Genomic DNA, 22,261 nt, shown 5'->3' with positions numbered 1-22,261 from the left:
AAATTCATGAAAACACTAGTCTATAGTTCACACGGTTTTGATCAGCCTTTTTTACAAAAGTTTGCCAATTCTATTCATGAAATTGAATTTACAGAAGAAGCGTTGAATGAAACCACAGCCCAACTATCAAAAGGATTTGAAGCAGTTGCTCTTTTTTCATCAGATAAGGCGAATGCTGCTGTTTTGGAGATTTTAAAACAAAACGGCGTTAATTTTATTGCGTTGCGTTCCGTAGGCTATGATCACGTAGATTTGGACAAAGCACAAGCTTTAGGAATTAAAGTCGCCAATATTCCTGAGTATTCCCCATATGCCATTGCAGAACATGCAGTTACGTTGCTATTAGCTTTAAATAGAAAAGTGATTTTAGCCAATGAATTAATGAAAACTAATGATTTTAGATTGGATCAATTAGTAGGTTTTGATTTGCAAGGAAAAACAGTTGGAATAGTAGGAACAGGTAAAATTGGAAGTGCATTTACTAGAATCATGAACGGTTTTGGCTGTAAACTTTTAGGTTATGATATTGCTGAAAACACCGATTTAATAGCAAGAACCAGCATTCAATATACTTCGCTTGAAGAATTATGTAAGCAATCAGATGTCATTTCCGTATGTTGTCCGTTGAATGAAGCAACCAAATATATGTTCAATAAAGCAACATTTTCATTGATGAAAAAAGGAGTTTATTTCATTAATACCGCAAGAGGCGGAATTGTAAACACTGTTGATTTAATTGAAGCTATAGAAAATAAAACCGTTGCAGCAGCTGGATTAGACGTTTATGAAAATGAAAATGGTATTTTCTTTAAAGATTTATCCAATAAAGTACTTGCAGATGATTTATTTGAGAAGTTGCGTTCCTATCCCAATGTGCTTGTAACCGGACACCAAGCGTTTCTTACGCAAGAAGCACTTACGAGTATTTCCCAAATAACCATGGAAAATTTATCGAATTGGGAACAATTTGGAAAGTCACCAAATGATTTGAATTAATCAGCTTCAATCACATTAATAAAAAATCTATTGTCGAAAATTTCAAAACTTTTACTTTTCTTGAAATTCTTTAATTTGATTTTTTGTTTTTGAGTGGTTGGATACAAACGAACAATTTCTTTTCCAAAAGCAATATCAACGGGCATATTAAAATCGGAATTCACGTTTTTCCATTGGTATTGCAATTCAGTTCCAATTTTTTTGTATTCCAATGCAGGAATGTTTGCCGTATACAAATACTGTTTGAAAATGGGTGTTAAATCCATATTGGTTTGCTCATTGAAATAAGCAATTACCATTTCAGTCGTAATGATTTGTTTTTTGAAATGTTCGCTATAATTGTATAACAATTGCCACCATTTGGTATCATCGTTGATTACATGACGCAAGGTATTTAACAGTAACGAACCTTTGTAATACATATCACCCGAACCTCTTGAATTTACTCCGTATTTTCCAATGATTGGTTTGTCGTTTCTTACATTTCTCGCTTGTCCATTTACGTATTTTAAAGCTGCTTCATAACCTTTCATGCATTCCACAAAAACAGTTTCGGTGTAAGTCGTAAAACCTTCATGAATCCACATGTCTGCAATATCCTGACTAGTAATACTGTTTCCAAACCATTCGTGACCCGTTTCGTGAATAATGATGTAATCAAAAAACATCCCAACACCAGTTCCCGATAAATCAGAACCTAAATAGCCTTTTCTGTATTTATTTCCGTAAGCAACAGCACTTTGATGTTCCATTCCCAAATACGGACTTTCCACCAATTTAAAGCCATCTTCAGCAAAAGGATAAATCCCAAATTTCGATTGGAAGCAATTCATCATGGGTTTTACATCGGCATCAAAATGGATTTTTGCTTTTTCAGCATTTTCTCTAAGTACGTAATAATCAATATCCAAATTAGGCAAACTATCCGAAAAATGAACGTAATCTGCAACATTAACAGTGATAGAGTAGGTGTTAATTGGATTTTTTACTTCCCAATCCCATCTGGTGTAACCGTTTCCTAAATCGGTACTTCCTTGAAATCTTCCGTTAGAAACATTCATCAATCCGTTTGGCACCGCTACTTTTACTGAAGCACCAAAATCAGGTTCATCACTTTGCGAATCTTTCACGGGATACCACAAACTAGCACCAGTTCCTTGTACGGCAACACCAATAAAATCTTTTCCATTGCTGTCTTTTTTGAAAACAAAGCCGCCATCCCAAGGAGCATTTTTAGCAATTTTAGGATTTCCGTGATACATAAATCGAATGGTATAAACCGAATCTTGAATCAAAGAAGAAGGAAACTGAACAAAAACAGCATTTTCTTCACGAACGTATTCCAATTTACCAAAATTTTGATTCGAAATTTCATCAATTTTCATGTTATCAAACAAATCCAATTGAATTTTTTTCGTTGGATTTACTGCTTTGAATGTAATATCATTGTAACCACTAATTTCCTTTTCATCAGGATTTATAGTGATGTTTAAATCATAACGTAATACATCAAAACTGGTGCGTTCGACACGTAAACCACCTTGGAGAGAATCTTTTCTAGAGAATTGTGCTTGCGCAAAACCAAAACCGAAACAAATAAAAAGGACAACTAATTGATTTTTCATTGGAATAAATTTGAACTGTAAATATAAGTGAATGGAATTAGAGTTTTGTTACAACAACTTGAATTTTTAAAAAGTAGGAGCAACAGAAATTGTTATTTGTTCTCTAGTTTCAGGATGTTCAAAAGTTAAATTTTCGGCGTGTAAATGCAAACGATTGGCTTTTTTTCCATATAAATCATCACCTACAATTGGTGTTTTTAAGCCTAATTCGTGTGAAGCATGCACTCGTAATTGATGTGTTCTTCCAGTTATTGGGTAAAAATAAACTAAAGTTTGATTGTTTCTCACTTCAATTTTTTTCCATTTGGTTTGGGCTGACTTTCCGTGTTTGTAGCAAAACAATTGTCTTGGTCGATCGTCCAAATCAACACGAAGTGGTAAATCGATAAAACCTTCATTTTCTTCCAAAATACCATCTAACAAAGCAACATAACGTTTTTTTATAGTTCTTTTGATGAATTGCGATTGCAGTTTAACATACGTGGCCTCATCTTTGGCAATTAGCATCAAACCAGATGTCGACATATCCAAACGATGCACGATTAATGGTCCAGTGGCATTGGGATATAGTTCTTTGATTCTTTGGTACACCGAATCAGAAATAATTTTTCCCGGAACCGAAAGAAATTCCGCTGGTTTGTTTATTACCAATAATATTTCGTCTTCGTAAACAATTTCAATATTTTTTCCTTCCGCTGGATTTTCTTGAAACGGATTAGCTTCCATCTCTAAACCTTTCAACATGTGCGATAATAAAATAGGTTCGCACTTACTTTTACAAGCGGGATAAAATTGTTTGTGTTTTCTAATTTCAGATTTTGGCGATTGTCCCCACCAAAATTCAGCCATAGCAATTGGTTTTAAATGATGTTCGAAAGCATAATGCAATAACTTGGGAGCAGCACATTCACCAGCACCAGCAGGCGGATTGTTATTAAAAATTTCACCAATGCTTTTTCGTTCACCAAATTGATTTAAAAACGAATATTCCGCAAATAATTTTTGTTGTAAAGCTCCTGATTTTACGCGACGTTCTTCTTTCAATTGATTGATTTCATCCAAAAGTAAATTAACGTCTTTTTGCGCGTTTTCGATTTGAAAATTCCAATATTTGGTCATTTTTTTGAGCAAAATACTTTCTTTTTTACTTTCTTCGGAAAGTTCCAATTCTAATTGTTCGATTTCAGTTGATGATAAATTGGTGAATGAATTACGCTTTTCATCGCGTTCCAATTTTAATCTTTTGATTTTATTTTTTTGATTTTGAATATCGGTTAAAGCTTCAGTTTTAGTTTTTTCTAATTGAATTTTTTTGGTTTGAAGTTCGGCTGAATTTTCTAAAACTTCAATTTGACGATTGATTGCATTTAAAACTTCTTCTTCTTTTCTGAAAAAACCATTTTCTTGTAGCATATCAAAAATCGTAGGAACAAAATAGCTCAGCTGATTCACACCTGCCAATTTTCCAGAAAAAGCCCATAAATAACCTATTTCTCCTTCTTGATTTTGGCAAACCAAAACGCCAAACATTTTTCCAATAACTAAACCTTCCTGATTTTCTCTCAACCCGAAATTATGTTCAAAATTGGTTTGTGTTTCCAAATAGGATTGTAATTCAGTTGCAGCAATACTACTCAATTCATGCGGTTCGTAATAAAAAGGAAACGTGAATTTTTCGGGTAAAGAAATACCTGAAATATTGGTTTTGAAGGGTTGGAAAAGCGAAACTTTCATTATGATTTGTTTGAAAAAATAAATTCCCAAACATTTTTAACTATTAAATAACTGATATATATACTTAAAAGTAAAGTCATTATTATATTTAATAAAGTTGCTTCATAATGATAACCTTCATAGAAATAATTTAAAATCCAATCTAATTCAGAAAATCTATATTCAAATCCATATGAAGTTTCTACAATAAATATTTTTTCAAAAATATTGTAAAAAATATTGAACACAATTAAGCTTGTTAAAAATGTCAAAAAATATATGGTTGTTTTATCCTTCAAAGTTACTATACCTGAATCACCCCTAAATTAAACTGTTTTTCAATAGGAGCGTGGTTGGCAGCTTCAATTCCCATAGAAATCCAGGTTCTGGTTTCTAATGGATCTACAACACCGTCGGTCCATAATCTAGAAGCAGCGTAATACGGTGAAACTTGTGTGTCGTATTTGGCTTTAATTTTATCAAAAAGTTCCTTTTCTTTAACTTCATCTACAATTTCTCCTTTAGCTTTTAGTGAAGCGGCTTCAATTTGCATTAAAACTTTTGCTGCCTGAGCGCCACCCATTACGGCTAGTTCCGCACTTGGCCATGCAAAGATTAATCTTGGATCATACGCTTTTCCACACATGGCATAATTTCCTGCTCCGTATGAATTTCCAATCACTACAGTAAACTTTGGAACAACAGAATTGGAAACTGCATTTACCATTTTAGCACCATCCTTAATGATTCCGCCATGTTCTGATTTACTTCCAACCATAAATCCAGTTACGTCTTGTAAAAACACTAATGGAATTTTCTTTTGGTTGCAATTGGCAATAAAACGCGTGGCTTTATCTGCTGAATCCGAGTAGATTACACCGCCAAATTGCATTTCACTTGGTTTGGTTTTAGCTCCAGTTGTTTTTACAATTTTTCTTTGATTGGCAATAATTCCTACAGCCCAACCATCAATACGAGCATAACCAGTGATTATCGTTTGTCCATAACCTGCTTTGTATTCATCAAATTCTGAATTGTCTACTAAACGCTTGATGATTTCCATCATATCGTATTGATCCGCGCGCGATTTTGGTAGAATTCCGTAAATATCTTTCGGCTCCAATGCTGGTTTTTCTGCTTTTACTCGGTTGAAACCTGCTTTATCATAATCTCCAATTTTCCCTACTACCGATTTAATTCTATCCAAAGCATCTTTATCATCTTTAGCTTTGTAATCCGTTACTCCTGAAATTTCGCAGTGTGTTGTAGCTCCTCCAAGCGTTTCGTTGTCAATACTTTCGCCGATAGCGGCTTTCACTAAATAGCTTCCCGCTAAGAAAATACTTCCTGTTTTGTCTACGATTAAAGCTTCATCGCTCATGATTGGTAAATAAGCACCACCAGCAACGCAACTTCCCATTACAGCAGCAATTTGGGTAATTCCCATACTACTCATAATGGCGTTGTTTCTAAAAATTCTCCCGAAATGTTCTTTATCAGGAAAAATTTCGTCTTGCATAGGTAAGTAAACACCAGCAGAATCCACTAAATAAATAATAGGTAATCTATTTTCAATGGCAATTTCTTGCGCTCTTAAATTCTTTTTTCCTGTAATAGGAAACCAAGCTCCCGCTTTTACAGTAGCATCATTCGCTACTACAATACATTGTTTTCCAGAAATGTAGCCAATTTTAACTACAACACCACCAGAAGGACAACCACCGTGTTCTTCATACATTCCGTCACCTACAAAAGCACCAATTTCAATGCTATTGGCTTTTTCATCTAGTAAATAATCGATACGCTCACGAGCTGTCATTTTGCCTTCAGCATGTAATTTATCAATTCTTTTTTGTCCGCCGCCTAATTTTACTTGAGCAAAACGCTTTTTTAAATCGGAAAGTAATAGTCTGTTATGATCTTCGTTTTTATTGAAATTTAAGTCCATTTTGGAAGTATATTTTTATTGGTGTGCTAAAATACAAAATCCATCTGAAAAATAGAGTTGATTAGATGGATTTAGAGATTAATTTAACGAATGTTTTTATTTTTTGGAATCGTTTACCATGCGTTTTAAAATTGCCCATTGCCTTAAAGCATCTTTAGCATCAATGGCCGGATAGCCTAACAAGGTTTTCCCTGCTTCGACATCGCCAGTTACACCAGAGCCTGCACCAATGATAGCACCATCTCCAATAGTTGTATGATCTTTAATTGAAGCACTTCCGCCAATAATTACGCCATTTCCTAGCGTAACAGAACCAGCTAATCCACTATTTCCTGCCATAATACAGAACATTCCTAGTTTGCTGTTGTGCCCAATTTGAACCAAATTATCAATTTTACAACCATCACCAAGAACGGTTGAACTGAATTTTCCTCTGTCTACACAAGTATTAGCACCAATTTCCACATTATTTCCAATAATTACGTTTCCAATTTGTGGAATTTTTACTAATCCTTTTTGCGGATCGGGTCTAAATCCAAAACCATCAGCACCAATAGTAGCATTAGGGTGAATGATGCAGTTATTTCCAACATGACAACGCTCTCTAATTACAGTTCCTGACCAAATTGTTGTTTGATTACCAATAGTACATTCGTCTAAAATGGTCACATTGGGATAAATAATGCTGTTTTCTCCAATGGTAGTATTTGGTCCAATATAACAATTTGCACCAATTTTTGTTCCTTTACCAATAGTAGCAGAAGCATCAATTGTTGCAGTTGGATGAATTTCAATTTCGAATTTTGGTGGAGGTGGAGCAAAGAGTTCCAAAACCTGTGACATGGCCAAATCCGCATTTTTTACTTTAATAAAAACGCGATTTTCTCCAGGTTCAATAGCAATATCTTCATTAACGACGGCCGCTGAAGCTTTTGAATTTTGCCAAAGTTTTTCGTATTTTTTATTTCCGATAAAGGAAATTTCTGATTCCTTAGCAACTTCTAATTGCTCTGGAGCTGTAATCAGTTGGTTAGTGCTACCAACAATAGTTCCATTAAGAACGGAGTTGATTGCTTCAATAGTGATTGGTTTCATTTTAGTAGATTGGTTAATGTCATCTAAAGTATAAAAAACAAATTGACTTTCAAGAAAAAAAATAAAAAAATCCAAACTAAATTTAACTAGTTTGGATTTATGTCCTTGTTATTTCAAGGTTATTAATTTTCTGAATCTTTAATTTGACCGTCTCTTGTGTTTTTTTGAACAGTAATAGCTCCAAAAATGGATAAGAGAAAAGAGAAAGCATAAAACCCTTTTTCGCTTGGAAGTAATGTGGCGTTCCATAAACCGACTACTAATAAAAGAATAGACAAAATAGTTACAAACCAACAAATTCCATAATACAAATCGGTTACTGGTATTTTTTCAAGTTTATCTCTAACACTTTTTTGTAAAGAAACCACTGAAAAAAGTCCGAACATTAACACCGTAAAGTAATATCCTTTTTCGTTTAACAACATTTCAGCTCGGTACAATCCGATTAAATAACCGATAACACCCGTTCCTAATGCAATCCAAGAAGCTGCAATAAATGCCGCAGAAGGTTTTTGATACATAAAATTTATTTTAATTAAATTTAAAATTAGTTATTTTTATGATATGACCAAATTTTGAAATAAAAATTATTCTTCTTTTTGTCCCATTAGCATCAAATACGCTTTTAAGAAACGGTCAATTTCACCGTTCATTACTGCATCTACATCGCTGGTTTCTTCACCAGAACGCACATCTTTTACTAATTTATAAGGATGCATCACATAATTACGAATTTGTGAACCCCATTCAATTTTCATTTTTCCAGCTTCAATATCGGCACGTTGTTCCATGCGTTTTTTAAGTTCGATTTCGTACAACTGCGATTTCAGCATTTGTAGCGCACGTTGACGGTTATCGTGTTGCGAACGCGTTTCTGAACATTGAATTTGAATGCCTGTTGGTTTATGTACCAATTGAACTTTGGTTTCCACTTTATTTACGTTTTGTCCGCCGGCACCACTAGAACGAGCGGTTGTAATTTCGATATCCGCTGGATTGATTTCAATTTCAATGGTATCGTCAACCAACGGATACACATAAACCGAAGCAAATGAAGTGTGACGTTTGGCATTACTATCAAATGGTGAAATTCGTACCAATCGATGTACGCCGTTTTCTCCTTTTAAGTAACCAAAAGCAAAATCACCTTCAATTTCTAAAGTTACGGTTTTAATTCCTGCCACATCGCCTTCTTGAAAGTTGAGTTCTTTGATTTTGTAGCCTTGTTTTTCGGCCCACATCAAATACATTCGCATGAGCATGGAAGCCCAATCGCAACTTTCGGTTCCGCCAGCGCCAGCTGTAATTTGTAATACGGCACTTAAGCTATCACCTTCATCAGAAAGCATGTTTCTAAACTCGATGTCTTCGATGTGTGTGATTAGTTTTTGGTAAAAATCGTCGATTTCTTCTTCGGAAATTTCGCCTTCTTTGTAAAAATCTAACATGATTTGAAGTTCTTCGACCATTTCATTCCCTTTGTTATAATCCGAAACCCATTTCTTTTTAGAACGTAGGTTTCTGACAATAACTTCGGCTTCTTTGGCGTTGTTCCAAAAATCGGGAGCGAAGGTTTTTTCTTCTTCGTTTGCTATTTCAATCTGTTTGGCATCGATGTCAAAGATACCTCCTTAACGCACCAAGGCGATCAATAATATCTCTGACTTGTTCTGTATTTATCATAAATATTGTAGTTTTGTTTTGAAATGGGATGCCCTAGCCCCGATAGTAGTGGAAATCCTTTTTGTTTTTTTCGAAAAAATAAAAAGATTGTAACGGATAGCGGGATAAAGCTCCTAAAAATTTTACAAAAATAAGACATCTGGTTGATATATGGAAATTAATTTAATTAGTGATACGGTTACGAAACCTTCGGCGGAAATGTTGCAAGCGATGTTTCATGCGAAAGTAGGGGATGATGTGTTTAAGCAAGATCCAACGGTGAATGAATTAGAGGCTTTTGTGGCGGATTTATTTGGTATGGAAGCGGCTTTGTTTTTTCCATCGGGAACTATGGCGAATCAGTCGGCGATTCGTTTGCATACTAGACCTGGTGATGAAGTGATTTGTGATAAATGGTCGCACATTTTTTTATATGAAAGCGGTGGAGTAGCGGCTAATAGCGGAGTTTCTTGTCATTTAGTAGATGGTAATCGCGGGATGATTACGGCGGATTTAGTGAAAACGGCTATTAATGATCCAGCGTTTTATCACGCTCCGATGACACGCTTAGTGAGCATTGAAAACACTACCAATAAAGGCGGCGGTGCTTGTTATGAGTTGGAAACCTTGCGCGAAATTAAGTCGGTTTGTGACCAACACGGTTTGTCGTATCATTTGGATGGTGCTCGTTTGTGGAATGCTTTGGTAGCTAAGAATCAGTCGCCCAAGGATTTTGGAAAGTTGTTTGATACGATTTCGGTTTGTTTGTCGAAAGGTTTGGGAGCTCCAGTGGGTTCCGTTTTATTGGGAACTAAAGAGCATATTCATAAAGCAATGAGAATTCGAAAATTATTTGGTGGTAATATGCGACAATCGGGTTATTTGGCTGCTGCTGGAAAGTTTGCGATTGAAAATAATATGTTGCGATTAGCTGATGATCATAAAAGAGCGAAGGAATTGGCTAGTGTTTTAGTAACTAAATCTTGGGTTAAGGAAGTAGCGCCCACAGAAACTAATATTGTAATTTTTACGCTTCAAAATGGCTTGAGCGAACAAGTTTTTATTGAAAAAATGAAGCAAAAAAACATTTTGTTAAGCTCAATGGGACAAGGAAAGCTACGATTTGTAACGCATTTGGATTACCGCCAAGTGATGCATGAATATGTTTTGGAAGTATTAGAAAAATTTCAATTTTAAAAATTACAAAATCAAGGTCAAAAAACAACTTCAAAAATCAAGGTTAATTTCAAAAATCAACTTGTAACTTGAAACTTGAAACCTGAAACAAATATTTGGAACACAGATTAAAAAAATTAAAGAAATTTTAAAAATCTTTGCGACTTAGTGTCTTTGCGAGCAAAAGACAAGTTCAATTTCAAAACCAAGTTTTCTTTTTGTCAAGTCGAGCGGAGTCGAGACATTGATTTTTCTAGTTCTCGACTTCGCTCGAAGTGACATTTGTTAAATAAAATAAACAGATTTTAGTATTTGGAATTTCTTTTTTGGAATTTTACTTAAACATATCCATTCCGGGAATATTTGGCATGCCTTCTTTGGCAACTGCTGCTAGTTCTGTTTCATGAACGTTTGTAGCTTTTTCTATGGCTTTGTTTAGTACGTTAACTAGATAGTCTTCAAGCATTTCTTTATCAGCTAATAATTCATCTGCAATAGTAATATTTTTGATTTTCCTGTTGGCAGTTAAGGTTACTTCTAATAAACCATCGTTACTTTTTTCGTCGATTAATACAAAATCTAAGCGTTTTTTTGTCTCTTCAACTTTTTGTTGGGTTTCTTTAAGTTTGCCCATCATACCCATAATATCTCCAAACATAATTTTTATTTTTTTATTTCAACAAAAGTAGTAAATTAGCAGATAATTCAAAAAGTATGCATGCCTAATAATTTGAATTTTTATTACGATGTATGTTTTTTAAATTTCATTTTAAACTAAACAAAAACAAATGAAAAAAACTGCTCATTTACTGTTGGTTTCTCTTATTTTTGCAACTTCTTGTAAAGATAAAAACGAAACAATGGATGCATCAATTCAGCCACCAGTGGCAAAAATAGTTCCTCATACTTTAGAGAAACACGGTCAGGTTAGGACAGATAATTATTATTGGTTAAATGACAGAGAAGATCAAGAAGTTATTGATTACTTGAATCAAGAAAATGAGTACTACCAAAAAATGACGGCTCATACCAAAGAATTACAAGAGAATTTGTTTGCAGAAATGAAGTCTCGTATAAAAGAAGATGACTCTTCGGTTCCCTATTTTTATAATGGGTATTTTTACATTACTCGTTTTGAAAAAGGAAAAGATTATCCAATTTACTCTCGTAAAAAAGGAAGTTTAGATGCCAAAGAAGAAATCATGTTTGATTGTAATGAAATGGCAAAAGGACATTCATATTTTAACTTAAGCGGAATAAATGTTTCGGAAGATAATAAATATGCGGCTTTTGGACTAGATTTAGTTTCTCGTCGCCAATATACCATTCAAATTAAAAATTTAGAAACAGGCGAAATTTTACCAGTTAAAATTGAAAATACAACAGGTGGTTCTACTTGGGCTAGCGATAACAAAACATTATTTTATACTAGAAAAGACGCACAAACGTTACGTTCAGACAAAGTATATCGTCATACTTTAGGAACGGATATTGCTAAAGATGCCTTGGTTTTTCATGAAAAAGACGATACGTTTTATACTTTCGTTTATAAAGAAAAATCAAAAAAATACTTAGTAATTGGTTCTACAAGTACCTTAACTTCTGAATACCAAATTTTAGAGTCGAATAACCCAAATGGCAACTTCAGATTGTTCCAAAAACGAGTTAGAGGTTTAGAATATTCGATTTCACATTATGGTGATAGTTTTTATGTTGTGACCAATAAAGACAAAGCGACCAACTTCAAACTAATGAAAACTCCTGAAAGCAAGACTTCTATGGAGAATTGGTCAGAATTAATTCCTCATAGAAAAGATGTTTTATTGGAAGGAATTGAAATTTTCAAAGATTATTTAGTAGTTGAAGAACGTTCCAATGGTTTAAATAAAATTCAAATTAGACCTTGGAATGCTGGTGAATCCTACTATTTGCCTTTTGAAAGTGAAACGTATACGGCTTACACTACTACCAATGTTGATTTTGATACCGAAATCCTTCGTTTTGGTTACCAATCGTTAACAACACCTTCTTCGGTAATGGATTTTAACATGCGTACCAAGGAAAAGAAAGTGTTAAAAGAGCAAGAAGTTTTAGGTGGAAAATTCGATAAGAACAATTACGTTGAAGAACGAATTTGGGCTACAGCTGAAGATGGTACTAAATTACCAATTTCAATGGTGTATAGAAAAGGTATGAAAAAGGATGGCAAAAATCCGTTTTTATTGTATGCTTATGGTTCTTATGGTTCTACTATTGATCCAACGTTTTCATCTACACGTTTGAGTTTGTTGGATAGAGGTTTCATCTTTGCTATTGCTCACGTTAGAGGTGGCGAATACTTAGGAAGAGAATGGTATGAAAATGGAAAGTTATTGAAAAAGAAAAATACGTTTACTGATTTTATTGATTGCTCTAAATATGTAATTGCCCAAAAATATACTTCTGCCAAACATTTATACGCCGAAGGTGGTTCTGCTGGAGGTTTGTTAATGGGAGCAATTGTAAATATGGCACCAGAATTATATAATGGTGTAATTGCGCAAGTTCCTTTTGTGGATGTAGTTACTACAATGTTAGATGATACTATACCATTAACAACTGGTGAGTATGACGAATGGGGTAATCCTAATGATAAAGAATATTACGATTATATGTTATCGTATTCACCTTATGATCAAGTGAAAGCGCAAGACTATCCAAATATGTATGTTTCAACAGGTTTACACGATTCTCAAGTGCAATATTGGGAACCAGCTAAATGGGTTGCAAAGTTACGCGCTGTTAAAACTGATAAAAATGTTTTATATTTAGATACAAACATGGAAGCTGGGCACGGTGGTGCATCAGGACGCTTTGAAGCACTAAAAGAATTAGCAAAAGAGTTCGCTTTTTTACTAGATTTAGAAAAAATTTCGAAGTAATTAAACTTTTTTGTTAAATTTGCAAGGTTTTGGAGTTGCCTAAAAATGCTCCACAACTAAATTAAACTAATTTATGAAAGAAGAAATAAAAGCCTACAATACTATTTTAGATTTAATTGGAAACACACCTCTTATTAAATTAAATAGAATAACCAATGATATAACTGGTAATTTTTATGCTAAAGTAGAAGCTTTTAATCCAGGTCATTCAACGAAAGATAGAATTGCTTTATATATAATAGAAGAAGCTGAAAAAAGAGGTATTCTAAAACCAGGAGACACTATTATAGAAACAACATCAGGTAATACTGGTTTTAGTTTAGCAATGGTTAGCATCATCAAAGGTTACAATTGTATTTTGGCAGTTAGTTCGAAATCATCAAAAGATAAAATCGACATGCTAAGAACAATGGGAGCAAAGGTTTATGTTTGCCCGGCTCACGTTTCTGCTGATGATCCTCGTTCGTATTATAATGTTGCCAAACGTTTGCATGAAGAAACTAAAGGTTCGGTTTACATCAATCAATATTTTAACGATTTAAATATTGATGCTCATTATAAGTCGACAGGTCCTGAAATTTGGGAACAAACTGGAGGTCAAATTACGCATTTAGTGGCTTGTAGTGGTACTGGAGGAACAATTTCTGGAACAGCTAGATTTTTAAAGGAGAAAAACCCAAATATTAAAATTTTAGGTGTTGATGCTTTTGGTTCTGTATTAAAAAAATATCATGAAACTAAAGAGTTTGACAATAATGAAATTTATCCTTATCGTATTGAGGGCTTAGGAAAAAACTTAATTCCAACAGCTACTGATTTTGACATTATTGATGAGTTTGTCAAAGTTTCTGACGAAGACAGTGCTCACACAGCGAGAGAACTTGCTAAAACAGAAGGATTGTTTGTAGGATATACTTCTGGAGCCGCTTTTCAAGCTGTAAAACAGTTTGCAGAATTAGGTGTTTTTGACGAAAATAGTAATGTAGTCATTATTTTCCCTGATCATGGTTCAAGATACATGAGTAAAATTTACAGTGATGATTGGATGAACGAACAAGGCTTTTTTGATAGTATCAATAGTGAAGAAGTTCAGAAAATTGAAATTATATAATACAAAAAACTCCGAAATTAATCGGAGTTTTTTTTTACTTTATAGCTATCATAGAAATTTCTACATTCACGTTTTTGGGTAAGCAAGCCACTTGAACTGTTTCTCTTGCAGGTGCAGTTTTTTCATCAAAATAGCTTCCGTATACTTCGTTTATTTTTGCAAAGTCATTCATGTCACTAATAAAAATAGTGGTTTTAATTACATTTTCAAAAGTCATTTCGGCAGCTTTAAGAACTGCTTTCATGTTTTCCATTACTTGTTTGGTTTCGGTTTGAATATCATCCATAACTAAAACTCCAGTAACAGGATGAATAGCAATTTGGCCAGAAGTATATAAAGTGTTTCCAACTAAAACAGCTTGATTATACGGACCAATAGGAGCAGGAGCGTGCTCGGTAAATATTATTTTTTTCATAAAATTTATATTAGATTATCTAAAAACTCGATCAGGAACGTTTCGTTTTTCCCATTTAATGTCACTCAATACAGAAGATGTTATACCAATGAAAAAGCCCCAATAGGCGTTTGGTCCATAAGGCACCCAATTAAAACTCATTCTCCAACTTTCCAAATCTCGCTCAAAACGGAATTGGGTAAAAGTAACGCCATTTTGTTTGAAATCATAACCAGATGATAAACCTACTTTCCAACGTGGCGCTAATTCTACATTTCCATTTACCATAACCGATTGTGATGAAATTTCATTCTGTCTGTTACTGTTGTTGTAAGTTACGGAGTAGGCTAGTTGAAAATCCCAAGGTAAATCGGTGTTGTACCATTCGTTGTTACTTTCTTTTTCTTCATCGCCTTCCTTTTTATTAAAAAGACTTTGTCTGCTATCGCTCAAATCTACTGCTGTTCCAAACAATCCGTCATCTCTTCCTCCGTTTAAGGCAGTTTGATCAGATGTTTGACCGGTTTTATTTCCCTCTTTTAAATCATTACTAGAAAAAGAATAATTAATAGTCATATTAGCACTAGTCATTCTTAGTAAGCTACCGTTGTTATCAATGTTAAATTTTTCAATTCTTCTTCCCGCATTATCAATTGCATAAGGATCTAAAGTTGTTCCAAAGTTGATGTTCATTTTTTGATTAAATAACATCGTTCCTCCACTTAACCTAAATGGTGCTAATTTTAAAGAATCTGCTGCTAAATTATAATTGGTTGAAATATTGAAGTTATTCAATAACATTATTTTTTTCGGCTCATCTTTTTTGCTTTTTTCATCACGAACCTTAGCTTCAAAAGTATTACTTAAGTTAAATCCAAGATTACTTGCAAAATTATTTGATGGTACTCCAAAAATACTGCCCTCAAATCTTGTAAAATCAGCATAATTGTTTCCTGTAGCATCTATTGCGTACGTATCGTAATATTGATCAAAACTTGGAAGGTAACTATAAGATAACGAGGGACGCATTACATGTCTGATGGCTTGAATCTTTTTATCTTCTCCAAAATCAAATGTTCCGTAAATGGTTGTTCCAATACTGGTATTGAAATTATAAGTTCTGTAAGCATCAAAACCTTTTAAATCTTCAGTAATTACTCTATTTTCCAGTGAATTAAATTTTTTATCAATGGTATTTAATGTCCAAACTTCTTCATAATTGGCAGAAGTTGTTACACTAAAATGTTTAAACACCTTGAAATTAGTACTTAAAGGAATTGAATGTTGAAAACCTGTTTTTGCGTCTCTAAACATTTGTGGTTTAAAGAAAAGTGAATCTGCAGTTGAAATACGATTTTCTCCTCTCAAGTTGTATTGAAAGTTGATGTTTTTAATGAAACCTTTTTTAGGTGCATCATCAGAAGCAAACGGAAAAATACGATCAACACTAGCCTGTAATGTTGGTAATGTCATGTTAATTTGCTCCGTATTCGTATTTTGGTTATGTGTTGCTGATAATGATAAATTTACTTGAGGAACCGATTTAAAAGTTTTGGAATAAGAAACAGACGAACTCAAATTGTTATTCAAACTTGCTCCAATATTAGCCAAATTAAGGGATTGTCTAAAATACTGACTACTTCCTAAGTTTACTGAAGCAGCAAATCTTGAATCAGCTGATGCTTTTGGATCTTGATTGTGTGACCATTGAATATTGTATTGTTTGGAAACCGCATAATCAGGAAAACCTTTTTCACTTTGAATGTTATTTTCATAGCGAAGATTGACTCTACCATTGAATTTATAGCGTTTGGCATAACTACTTTCTCCTCTCAACGCATAACTACCATTAGTAAAATAATCTCCGATTACTGCCAAATCATAATTATCACTTAGTGCAAAATAATATCCTCCATTTTGTAAAAAATAGCCTTGTCTGTTCGATTGACCAGGTGTTGGCATGATAAATCCAGAAATACTTTCTTCCGACATTGGAAAATAAGCAAATGGTAAGCCAACTGGAGTAGGAACATCAGCAATATACAAATTAGTTAAACCTGCAACTACTTTCTTTTTGGGTACAAATTTTATTTTTCTAACTAAAAAATAATATTCCGGATCGTCAATGTTTTTAGAAGTTGTAATTCGAGCATTTTTCATGAAATAAACAGAATCGTTTTCTCTTTTAGAAATTTCAGCTTTGATGTTCATTTCTCCTTGTTTTGTTCTTGAATTCCAAATTAGCGCTTTCTTGGTTTTAAAATTAAAACGAATAGAATCGGGTTCTACAACATTCGAACCTTGTTTGAAAATAGGATATTGGGTATAATTTCCTAAACTATCTTTTATACGACCAGCATAAACTTCATCTTTATCATAATCAAAAACAATAATTCCTGCTTTTAATTCAATATCTGTGTAGTATAATTCAGCTTGATTGTATAAAGTGACTTGTTTTTTCTTTTGGTCAATTTTTTCGTAGTCTTTAGCTTTTCTATTAACGATTCCTTCTAAAAGTGGTTTCTTCTTTATTGAATCTTTTTTAGCAATAATAGCTATTGAATCTTTTACAGATAAAATACTATCACTTTTTGTTTCAATTTTTGGAGAATCAATAGTGTTCTTTTTATTCAATTTTAGACTATCGCTAGCCTTAATTTCTTGACCAAAAACAACCTGATTTCCAATTGTTAAAAAAAAGGCTAATAAAACGATATGAAATAACTTGGTACGCAATCCTATTAATAGTATTTTTGTAAAAATTTGGCTCACTTTTTGAAGTGTCAAACTTACATATAATTTTTTGCAAAAATACGCTTTTAATAAAATTATAACGTAGCCAATTAAAATGAATTTTATTATGTTAAATAAATCTAGATTTATACTCTTGTTTTTTGGACTATTTTTAATAAATAGCACCGCTTTTTATGCCCAAACTAAAAGTAAGTTCAAAGTAGTTTTAGACGCTGGACACGGTGGAAAAGATCCGGGTGCTATGTATTATGGATTAAAGGAAAAAGATATTGCATTAGACGTAACGCTTAGAGTAGGAAAAATATTAGAATCTAATCCCGAAATAAAAGTCATTTATACGCGTAAAACAGATGTTTTTATAGAGTTAATTGATCGTCCAAAAATCGCCAATAAGGAAGATGCCGATTTATTTATTTCTATTCATTGCAACGGAGTTAAAAATATTAAACCTTATGGAACAGAAACTTTTGTAATGGGATTGAGTAGAAGTGCTGCCAATTTAGAAGTGGCCAAAAAAGAAAACTCTGTAATTCTTTTAGAAAATAATTATCAAGAAAAATATAACGGATTTGACCCTAACAAGCCAGAATCCTTAATTGGAATGAAATTATTACAAGAAGAATATTTAAATCAAAGTATTGATTTGGCTTCAAAAATCGAAAATAACTTTGTTGTGAATAATAAAAGACATAGCAGAGGCGTCAAACAGTCGCCATTGTGGGTTTTAGATGCTTCATATATGCCAGGAGTTTTAATTGAACTTGGTTTTTTGTCTAACAAAAATGAAAGTCAATATATGAATTCTGAAAATGGTAAAAACGAAATGGCTCAAGCTATTGCAAAAGCAATTGTTTCCTATAAAAAAGATCTTCTTGGATCTTCAGGAACATCAGTTTACGAGCCAATTAAAGAACCTGTAAAAGAATCGCCAAAGAGTCAAACTACAGTAGAGCCAACTAAAAATATTACAGTAAGTTCTTCCAATGGTATTGTTTTCAAAGTGCAAATTTCCGCTAGTGGAACTAAATTAGAACCATTACCAAAAAACTTCAAAGGTTTAAGTCCAATAAGTAGAGAACAAGACGGAAAACTTTACAAATACTTGTACGCTGAAGAAACCGATTATGAGCAAATTAAAAAACGTTTAGAGGAAGCAAAAAAGAAAGGTTTTACTTCAGCATATCTAGTTGCTTATAAAGAAGGAGTAAAAATTAGTGTTTCAGAAGCTTTAAAATAAAATAAAGTTTTATTTTTGTTAAAAATTAAAGATTTTGAAACTAACAAGAGAAATTAAAACCGCAATTTTAGTCATTTCCTCAATAGTATTATTTCTATGGGGTTATAGTTTTTTAAAAGGAAAAAACCTTTTCGACACTAGTAAAAAATTATACGTAGTATACGAAAATGTTGCAGGATTAACGGCTTCGGCTCCGGTAACACTAAACGGACTTAAAATAGGGAAAGTAAATGATATTTCTTTTCAACCCAATGGAAATTTGTTAGTTGAACTTCAAATAACTACTGATTTCCCAATTTCTAAATCAAGTATAGCCGAAATTCATGATTCTGGACCATTAGGTGGAAGGGAAATTGAAATTGTATTGAATGTAGAAGATAAAAATTTTACAGTATCTGGTGATTTTTTAAAACCAGCTAATAAACTTGGTTTAACGGATGCACTTGCACAACAAATTGAACCTTTAAAAGATAAAATTGAAAAATTATTAGATGAAGCTAATGTTTTATTTGCCAATGTAAATGAAGTGTTAGACGAAAAAACAAAAGCCAATTTAAAAAACAGCATAGCAGAATTGAACAATACCATGACTGAATTCAGTGGCGTTGCTAAAAATGCTAATGCATTGTTAGAGAAAAACAAAACGAAATTGGATGCTACATTTACTAATTTAGATAAAACCACGGCAAATTTCGCATCAATTTCAGATTCTTTAGCTAAAGCAGATTTAGGTAAAACAGTTAAAAATCTTGAAAAGACGCTTGCAAGCGTTGATAAATTAATGGCCGATATGGAAGCTGGAAAAGGAACCATGGGAAAATTAATGAAAGACGACGCCATGTACAATAATTTCACAAAGACTTCTAAAGAATTGGAGTTACTGTTACAAGATTTACGATTAAATCCAACACGCTATGTAAACGTATCGCTTTTTGGAAAGAAAAATAAGCCTTACGTAGCACCAACAGAAGAAGAAATTAAAGAAACCGAAACCAAAAAGAACTAATTTATATGAGTATTTTACCAAACATACTTTTCGCTGTACTTTTAATTGTAGGAGTTGGTTATTTTGCTAAAAACGTAAAAAAACTGATTCGCAACATCAAATTAGGTCAAGATGTAAATCGTTCTGATAATCCTTCCGAACGTTGGAGAAACATGGCTATGATTGCATTAGGTCAATCAAAAATGGTAAAAAGACCAATTGCTGGTTTCCTACATATTATTGTATATGTTGGTTTCGTAATTATCAATATTGAAGTAATAGAAATCATCATCGATGGACTTTTTGGAACACACAGAGTGCTTTCTTTCATGGGCGGATTTTATGATGTATTAATTGGTTCGTTTGAAGTTTTGGCATTACTAGTATTAGTAGCTGTTTTTGCTTTTTGGATTCGAAGAAATATACTAAAAATTCAACGCTTTTTGAATCCAGAAATGAAAGGTTTTCCAAAAAACGATGCCAATTATATCTTGTATTTCGAAGTTGTGTTAATGACACTTTTCTTGTTAATGAACGCTGCCGACTTACATTTACAAAACGTTGATGGCGGTTATGGACACTTCACACAAGTAGGAAGTTTTCCGATTTCTCAATTTATTGCTCCTATTTTTGATGGTATGAATAGTGGAACAGTTTATATGATTGAAAGAGCTGCTTGGTGGTTGCACATCGTTGGAATTTTAATATTCTTAAATTATTTATATTTCTCTAAACATTTACATATTTTATTAGCATTTCCAAATACGTATTTTGCTAATTTGAATCCTCAAGGGCAATTTGATAATTTGGAGAGTGTAACAAATGAGGTAAAATTAATGATGGATCCAACAGCCGATCCATTTGCAGCACCAGCTAATCCAGATGCGGTTCCAGCTAAATTTGGGGCTTCCGATGTACAAGATTTGAATTGGGTACAATTATTAAATGCTTACACTTGTACAGAATGTGGAAGATGTACTTCATCTTGTCCTGCCAATCAAACCGGTAAAAAATTATCGCCAAGAAAAATCATGATGGATACGCGGGATCGATTGGAAGAAGTGGGTAAAAATATCGATACAAACAACGGTGTTTTCGTTCCAGATGGAAAATCATTATTAAACGATCATATCACAACTGAAGAATTATGGGCTTGTACCACATGTAATGCATGTGTGGAAGAATGTCCAGTAAATATTAGTCCACTATCAATTATTATGGATATGCGTCGTTATTTGGTAATGGAACAAAGTGCTGCTCCAATGGAACTAAATAACATGATGACCAATATCGAGAACAATGGTGCTCCATGGCAATACAACCAAATGGATCGTTTAAATTGGAAAAACGAAAATTAAGAATACAACAACAACAACACAACTACAACATGAACAATGAAACAATCGATAAACAATTACAACCGTTATCGATAAATGGCGAACAATTAAGTCCAGTATTACCAGAAGGAATAAAAAATTATTTAATTGATATTGACGGAACAATTTGTGACGATATTCCCAATGAACAACCAGAGCGAATGGCAACAGCAAACGTGTATCCAGATGCTTTGAAAACATTGAATAAATGGTACGATGAAGGACATATTATATTTTTCTTCACCTCGAGAACAGAAGCACATCGAGAAGTTACTGAAAAATGGTTACAACAACACGGTTTCAAGTATCATGGTATGTTAATGGGAAAACCAAGAGGAGGAAATTACCATTGGATTGATAATCATTTGGTTAAAGCCACAAGATATAACGGAAAATTTACAGATTTAGTAGAGAAAGAAGTTACGATTCAAGTTTTTGATGACGAAACTTTAGCTTAAAAATAAAAAAATAAACTATGTCAGAGAATATTAGTGTACCCACAATGGCCGAAATGATGGCTGAAGGCAAACAACCAGAAGTTTTATTTTGGGTAGGTTGTGCAGGAAGTTTTGATGATAGAGCAAAAAAGATTACAAAAGCGTTTGTAAAAATTTTAAACAGAGCCAATATTTCATTCGCAGTTCTTGGAACGGAAGAAAGTTGTACCGGTGATCCAGCAAAAAGAGCAGGTAACGAATTTTTATTCCAAATGCAAGCGATGACGAATATCGAAGTCATGAACGCTTATGAAGTAAAGAAAATCGTTACGGCTTGTCCGCATTGTTTCAACACGTTGAAGAACGAATATCCAGAATTAGGCGGAAATTACGAAGTCGTACATCATACACAATTTCTAAAGTCGCTTTTAGACGATGGTCGTTTAGCCATTGAAGGTGGTCAATTCAAAGGAAAGAAAATCACGTTCCATGATCCTTGTTATCTAGGAAGAGCTAATAATGTGTATGAAGCGCCAAGAGAGTTAATTCAAAAATTAGATGCCGAATTGGTTGAAATGAAACGTTCTCGTGCCAATGGTTTATGCTGTGGTGCTGGTGGAGCGCAAATGTTCAAAGAACCAGAAAAAGGGAATAAAGACATCAATATTGAAAGAACCGAAGAGGCTTTGGAAACAAAAGCAGATATAATTGCTGCTGGCTGTCCATTCTGTAACACGATGATGACGGATGGAACAAAATTCAAAGAAAAAGAAGATACGGTTAAAGTTCTAGATATTGCCGAATTAATCGCTAACGCACAAGATTTATAAT

Annotated in this window: 18 protein-coding genes; 9 read left to right on the top strand and 9 right to left on the bottom strand. The window is 33.4% G+C overall.

The annotated features are described in order from the left end of the window. Nucleotides 1-6 precede the first annotated feature (6 nt). Nucleotides 7-996, top strand: a complete 990-nt coding sequence (locus tag DPN68_RS06185) for a 2-hydroxyacid dehydrogenase (protein ID WP_113988780.1) — start codon at nucleotides 7-9, stop codon at nucleotides 994-996. Here DPN68_RS06185 and DPN68_RS06180 read toward each other — a convergent pair. From DPN68_RS06180 to prfB, 6 genes are all read right to left on the bottom strand, one after another. Then, nucleotides 993-2,621 carry a M1 family metallopeptidase gene (locus tag DPN68_RS06180; protein ID WP_113988779.1) on the bottom strand — a complete coding sequence of 543 codons (1,629 nt, stop codon included), beginning with the start codon at nucleotides 2,619-2,621 and terminating at the stop codon, nucleotides 993-995. The genes DPN68_RS06185 and DPN68_RS06180 overlap by 4 nt on opposite strands. Nucleotides 2,622-2,687: 66 nt before the next feature. After that, nucleotides 2,688-4,355: an RluA family pseudouridine synthase gene (locus tag DPN68_RS06175; protein ID WP_113988778.1), complete on the bottom strand. Its 1,668-nt coding sequence runs from the start codon at nucleotides 4,353-4,355 to the stop codon at nucleotides 2,688-2,690. A gap of 283 nt (nucleotides 4,356-4,638) precedes the next feature. Beyond that, a complete protein-coding gene (locus tag DPN68_RS06165; RefSeq protein ID WP_113988776.1) occupies nucleotides 4,639-6,282 on the bottom strand; it encodes an acyl-CoA carboxylase subunit beta in 1,644 nt (547 codons plus the stop codon). A gap of 96 nt (nucleotides 6,283-6,378) precedes the next feature. After that, nucleotides 6,379-7,377: a UDP-3-O-(3-hydroxymyristoyl)glucosamine N-acyltransferase gene (gene lpxD, locus DPN68_RS06160; protein ID WP_113988870.1), complete on the bottom strand. Its 999-nt coding sequence runs from the start codon at nucleotides 7,375-7,377 to the stop codon at nucleotides 6,379-6,381. Nucleotides 7,378-7,499: 122 nt separating this feature from the next. After that, nucleotides 7,500-7,898, bottom strand: a complete 399-nt coding sequence (gene yiaA / locus DPN68_RS06155) for an inner membrane protein YiaA (RefSeq protein WP_113988775.1) — start codon at nucleotides 7,896-7,898, stop codon at nucleotides 7,500-7,502. A 66-nt stretch (nucleotides 7,899-7,964) separates the two neighbouring features. Then, a protein-coding gene (gene prfB, locus DPN68_RS06150) for a peptide chain release factor 2 (RefSeq protein ID WP_113988774.1) occupies nucleotides 7,965-9,060 on the bottom strand; the annotation gives its coding sequence in 2 pieces (ribosomal slippage) (nucleotides 7,965-8,996 and nucleotides 8,998-9,060; 1,095 coding nt in all). Nucleotides 9,061-9,210: 150 nt separating this feature from the next. Between prfB and DPN68_RS06145 the strand changes: the two genes are divergently transcribed. Then, nucleotides 9,211-10,236 (top strand): threonine aldolase family protein, encoded by a 1,026-nt coding sequence (locus DPN68_RS06145; protein ID WP_113988773.1) that lies wholly within the window; start codon nucleotides 9,211-9,213, stop codon nucleotides 10,234-10,236. Nucleotides 10,237-10,549: 313 nt separating this feature from the next. On the opposite strand, the gene DPN68_RS06140 is transcribed toward DPN68_RS06145, so the two are convergent. Further along, nucleotides 10,550-10,873, bottom strand: a complete 324-nt coding sequence (locus DPN68_RS06140; protein WP_113988772.1) for a YbaB/EbfC family nucleoid-associated protein — start codon at nucleotides 10,871-10,873, stop codon at nucleotides 10,550-10,552. Between the two features lie 202 nt (nucleotides 10,874-11,075). Here DPN68_RS06140 and DPN68_RS06135 point away from each other — a divergent pair, with 202 nt between their 5' ends. Both DPN68_RS06135 and DPN68_RS06130 read left to right on the top strand, forming a co-directional pair. Then, on the top strand, nucleotides 11,076-13,136 hold the full coding sequence (locus DPN68_RS06135; protein WP_113988869.1) for a S9 family peptidase: 2,061 nt from the start codon (nucleotides 11,076-11,078) through the stop codon (nucleotides 13,134-13,136). Between the two features lie 73 nt (nucleotides 13,137-13,209). Continuing rightward, on the top strand, nucleotides 13,210-14,247 hold the full coding sequence (locus DPN68_RS06130) for a PLP-dependent cysteine synthase family protein (RefSeq protein ID WP_113988771.1): 1,038 nt from the start codon (nucleotides 13,210-13,212) through the stop codon (nucleotides 14,245-14,247). A gap of 34 nt (nucleotides 14,248-14,281) precedes the next feature. On the opposite strand, the gene DPN68_RS06125 is transcribed toward DPN68_RS06130, so the two are convergent. Continuing rightward, entirely contained in the window at nucleotides 14,282-14,662 is a 381-nt protein-coding gene (locus DPN68_RS06125; protein ID WP_113988770.1) for a RidA family protein, read from the bottom strand. A gap of 15 nt (nucleotides 14,663-14,677) precedes the next feature. After that, entirely contained in the window at nucleotides 14,678-17,413 is a 2,736-nt protein-coding gene (locus DPN68_RS06120; RefSeq protein ID WP_239987027.1) for a putative LPS assembly protein LptD, read from the bottom strand. Nucleotides 17,414-17,501: 88 nt separating this feature from the next. Here DPN68_RS06120 and DPN68_RS06115 point away from each other — a divergent pair, with 88 nt between their 5' ends. From DPN68_RS06115 to DPN68_RS06095, 5 genes are read left to right on the top strand one after another with little or no spacing between them, the layout of a single operon-like run. After that, nucleotides 17,502-18,632, top strand: a complete 1,131-nt coding sequence (locus tag DPN68_RS06115; protein WP_113988769.1) for an N-acetylmuramoyl-L-alanine amidase family protein — start codon at nucleotides 17,502-17,504, stop codon at nucleotides 18,630-18,632. 34 nt (nucleotides 18,633-18,666) lie between these two features. Then, the gene (locus DPN68_RS06110; protein ID WP_113988768.1) at nucleotides 18,667-19,638 is read left to right on the top strand and encodes an MlaD family protein; all 972 of its coding nucleotides are present in this window, start codon (nucleotides 18,667-18,669) and stop codon (nucleotides 19,636-19,638) included. 5 nt (nucleotides 19,639-19,643) lie between these two features. Beyond that, the gene (locus tag DPN68_RS06105; protein WP_113988767.1) at nucleotides 19,644-20,975 is read left to right on the top strand and encodes a (Fe-S)-binding protein; all 1,332 of its coding nucleotides are present in this window, start codon (nucleotides 19,644-19,646) and stop codon (nucleotides 20,973-20,975) included. A 29-nt stretch (nucleotides 20,976-21,004) separates the two neighbouring features. Beyond that, nucleotides 21,005-21,451, top strand: coding sequence for an LNS2 domain-containing protein (locus DPN68_RS06100; RefSeq protein ID WP_239987045.1), 447 nt, complete (start codon nucleotides 21,005-21,007; stop codon nucleotides 21,449-21,451). Between the two features lie 17 nt (nucleotides 21,452-21,468). Beyond that, the gene (locus DPN68_RS06095; RefSeq protein ID WP_113988765.1) at nucleotides 21,469-22,260 is read left to right on the top strand and encodes a (Fe-S)-binding protein; all 792 of its coding nucleotides are present in this window, start codon (nucleotides 21,469-21,471) and stop codon (nucleotides 22,258-22,260) included. Nucleotide 22,261 lies beyond the last annotated feature (1 nt).

It is taken from the genome of Flavobacterium tibetense (assembly GCF_003293845.1).
GTDB classification, from domain to species: Bacteria; Bacteroidota; Bacteroidia; order Flavobacteriales; family Flavobacteriaceae; genus Flavobacterium; species Flavobacterium tibetense.
The sequence above is the reverse complement of the archived record's forward strand: the minus strand, read 5'-3'. Positions and strand labels throughout refer to the sequence as shown.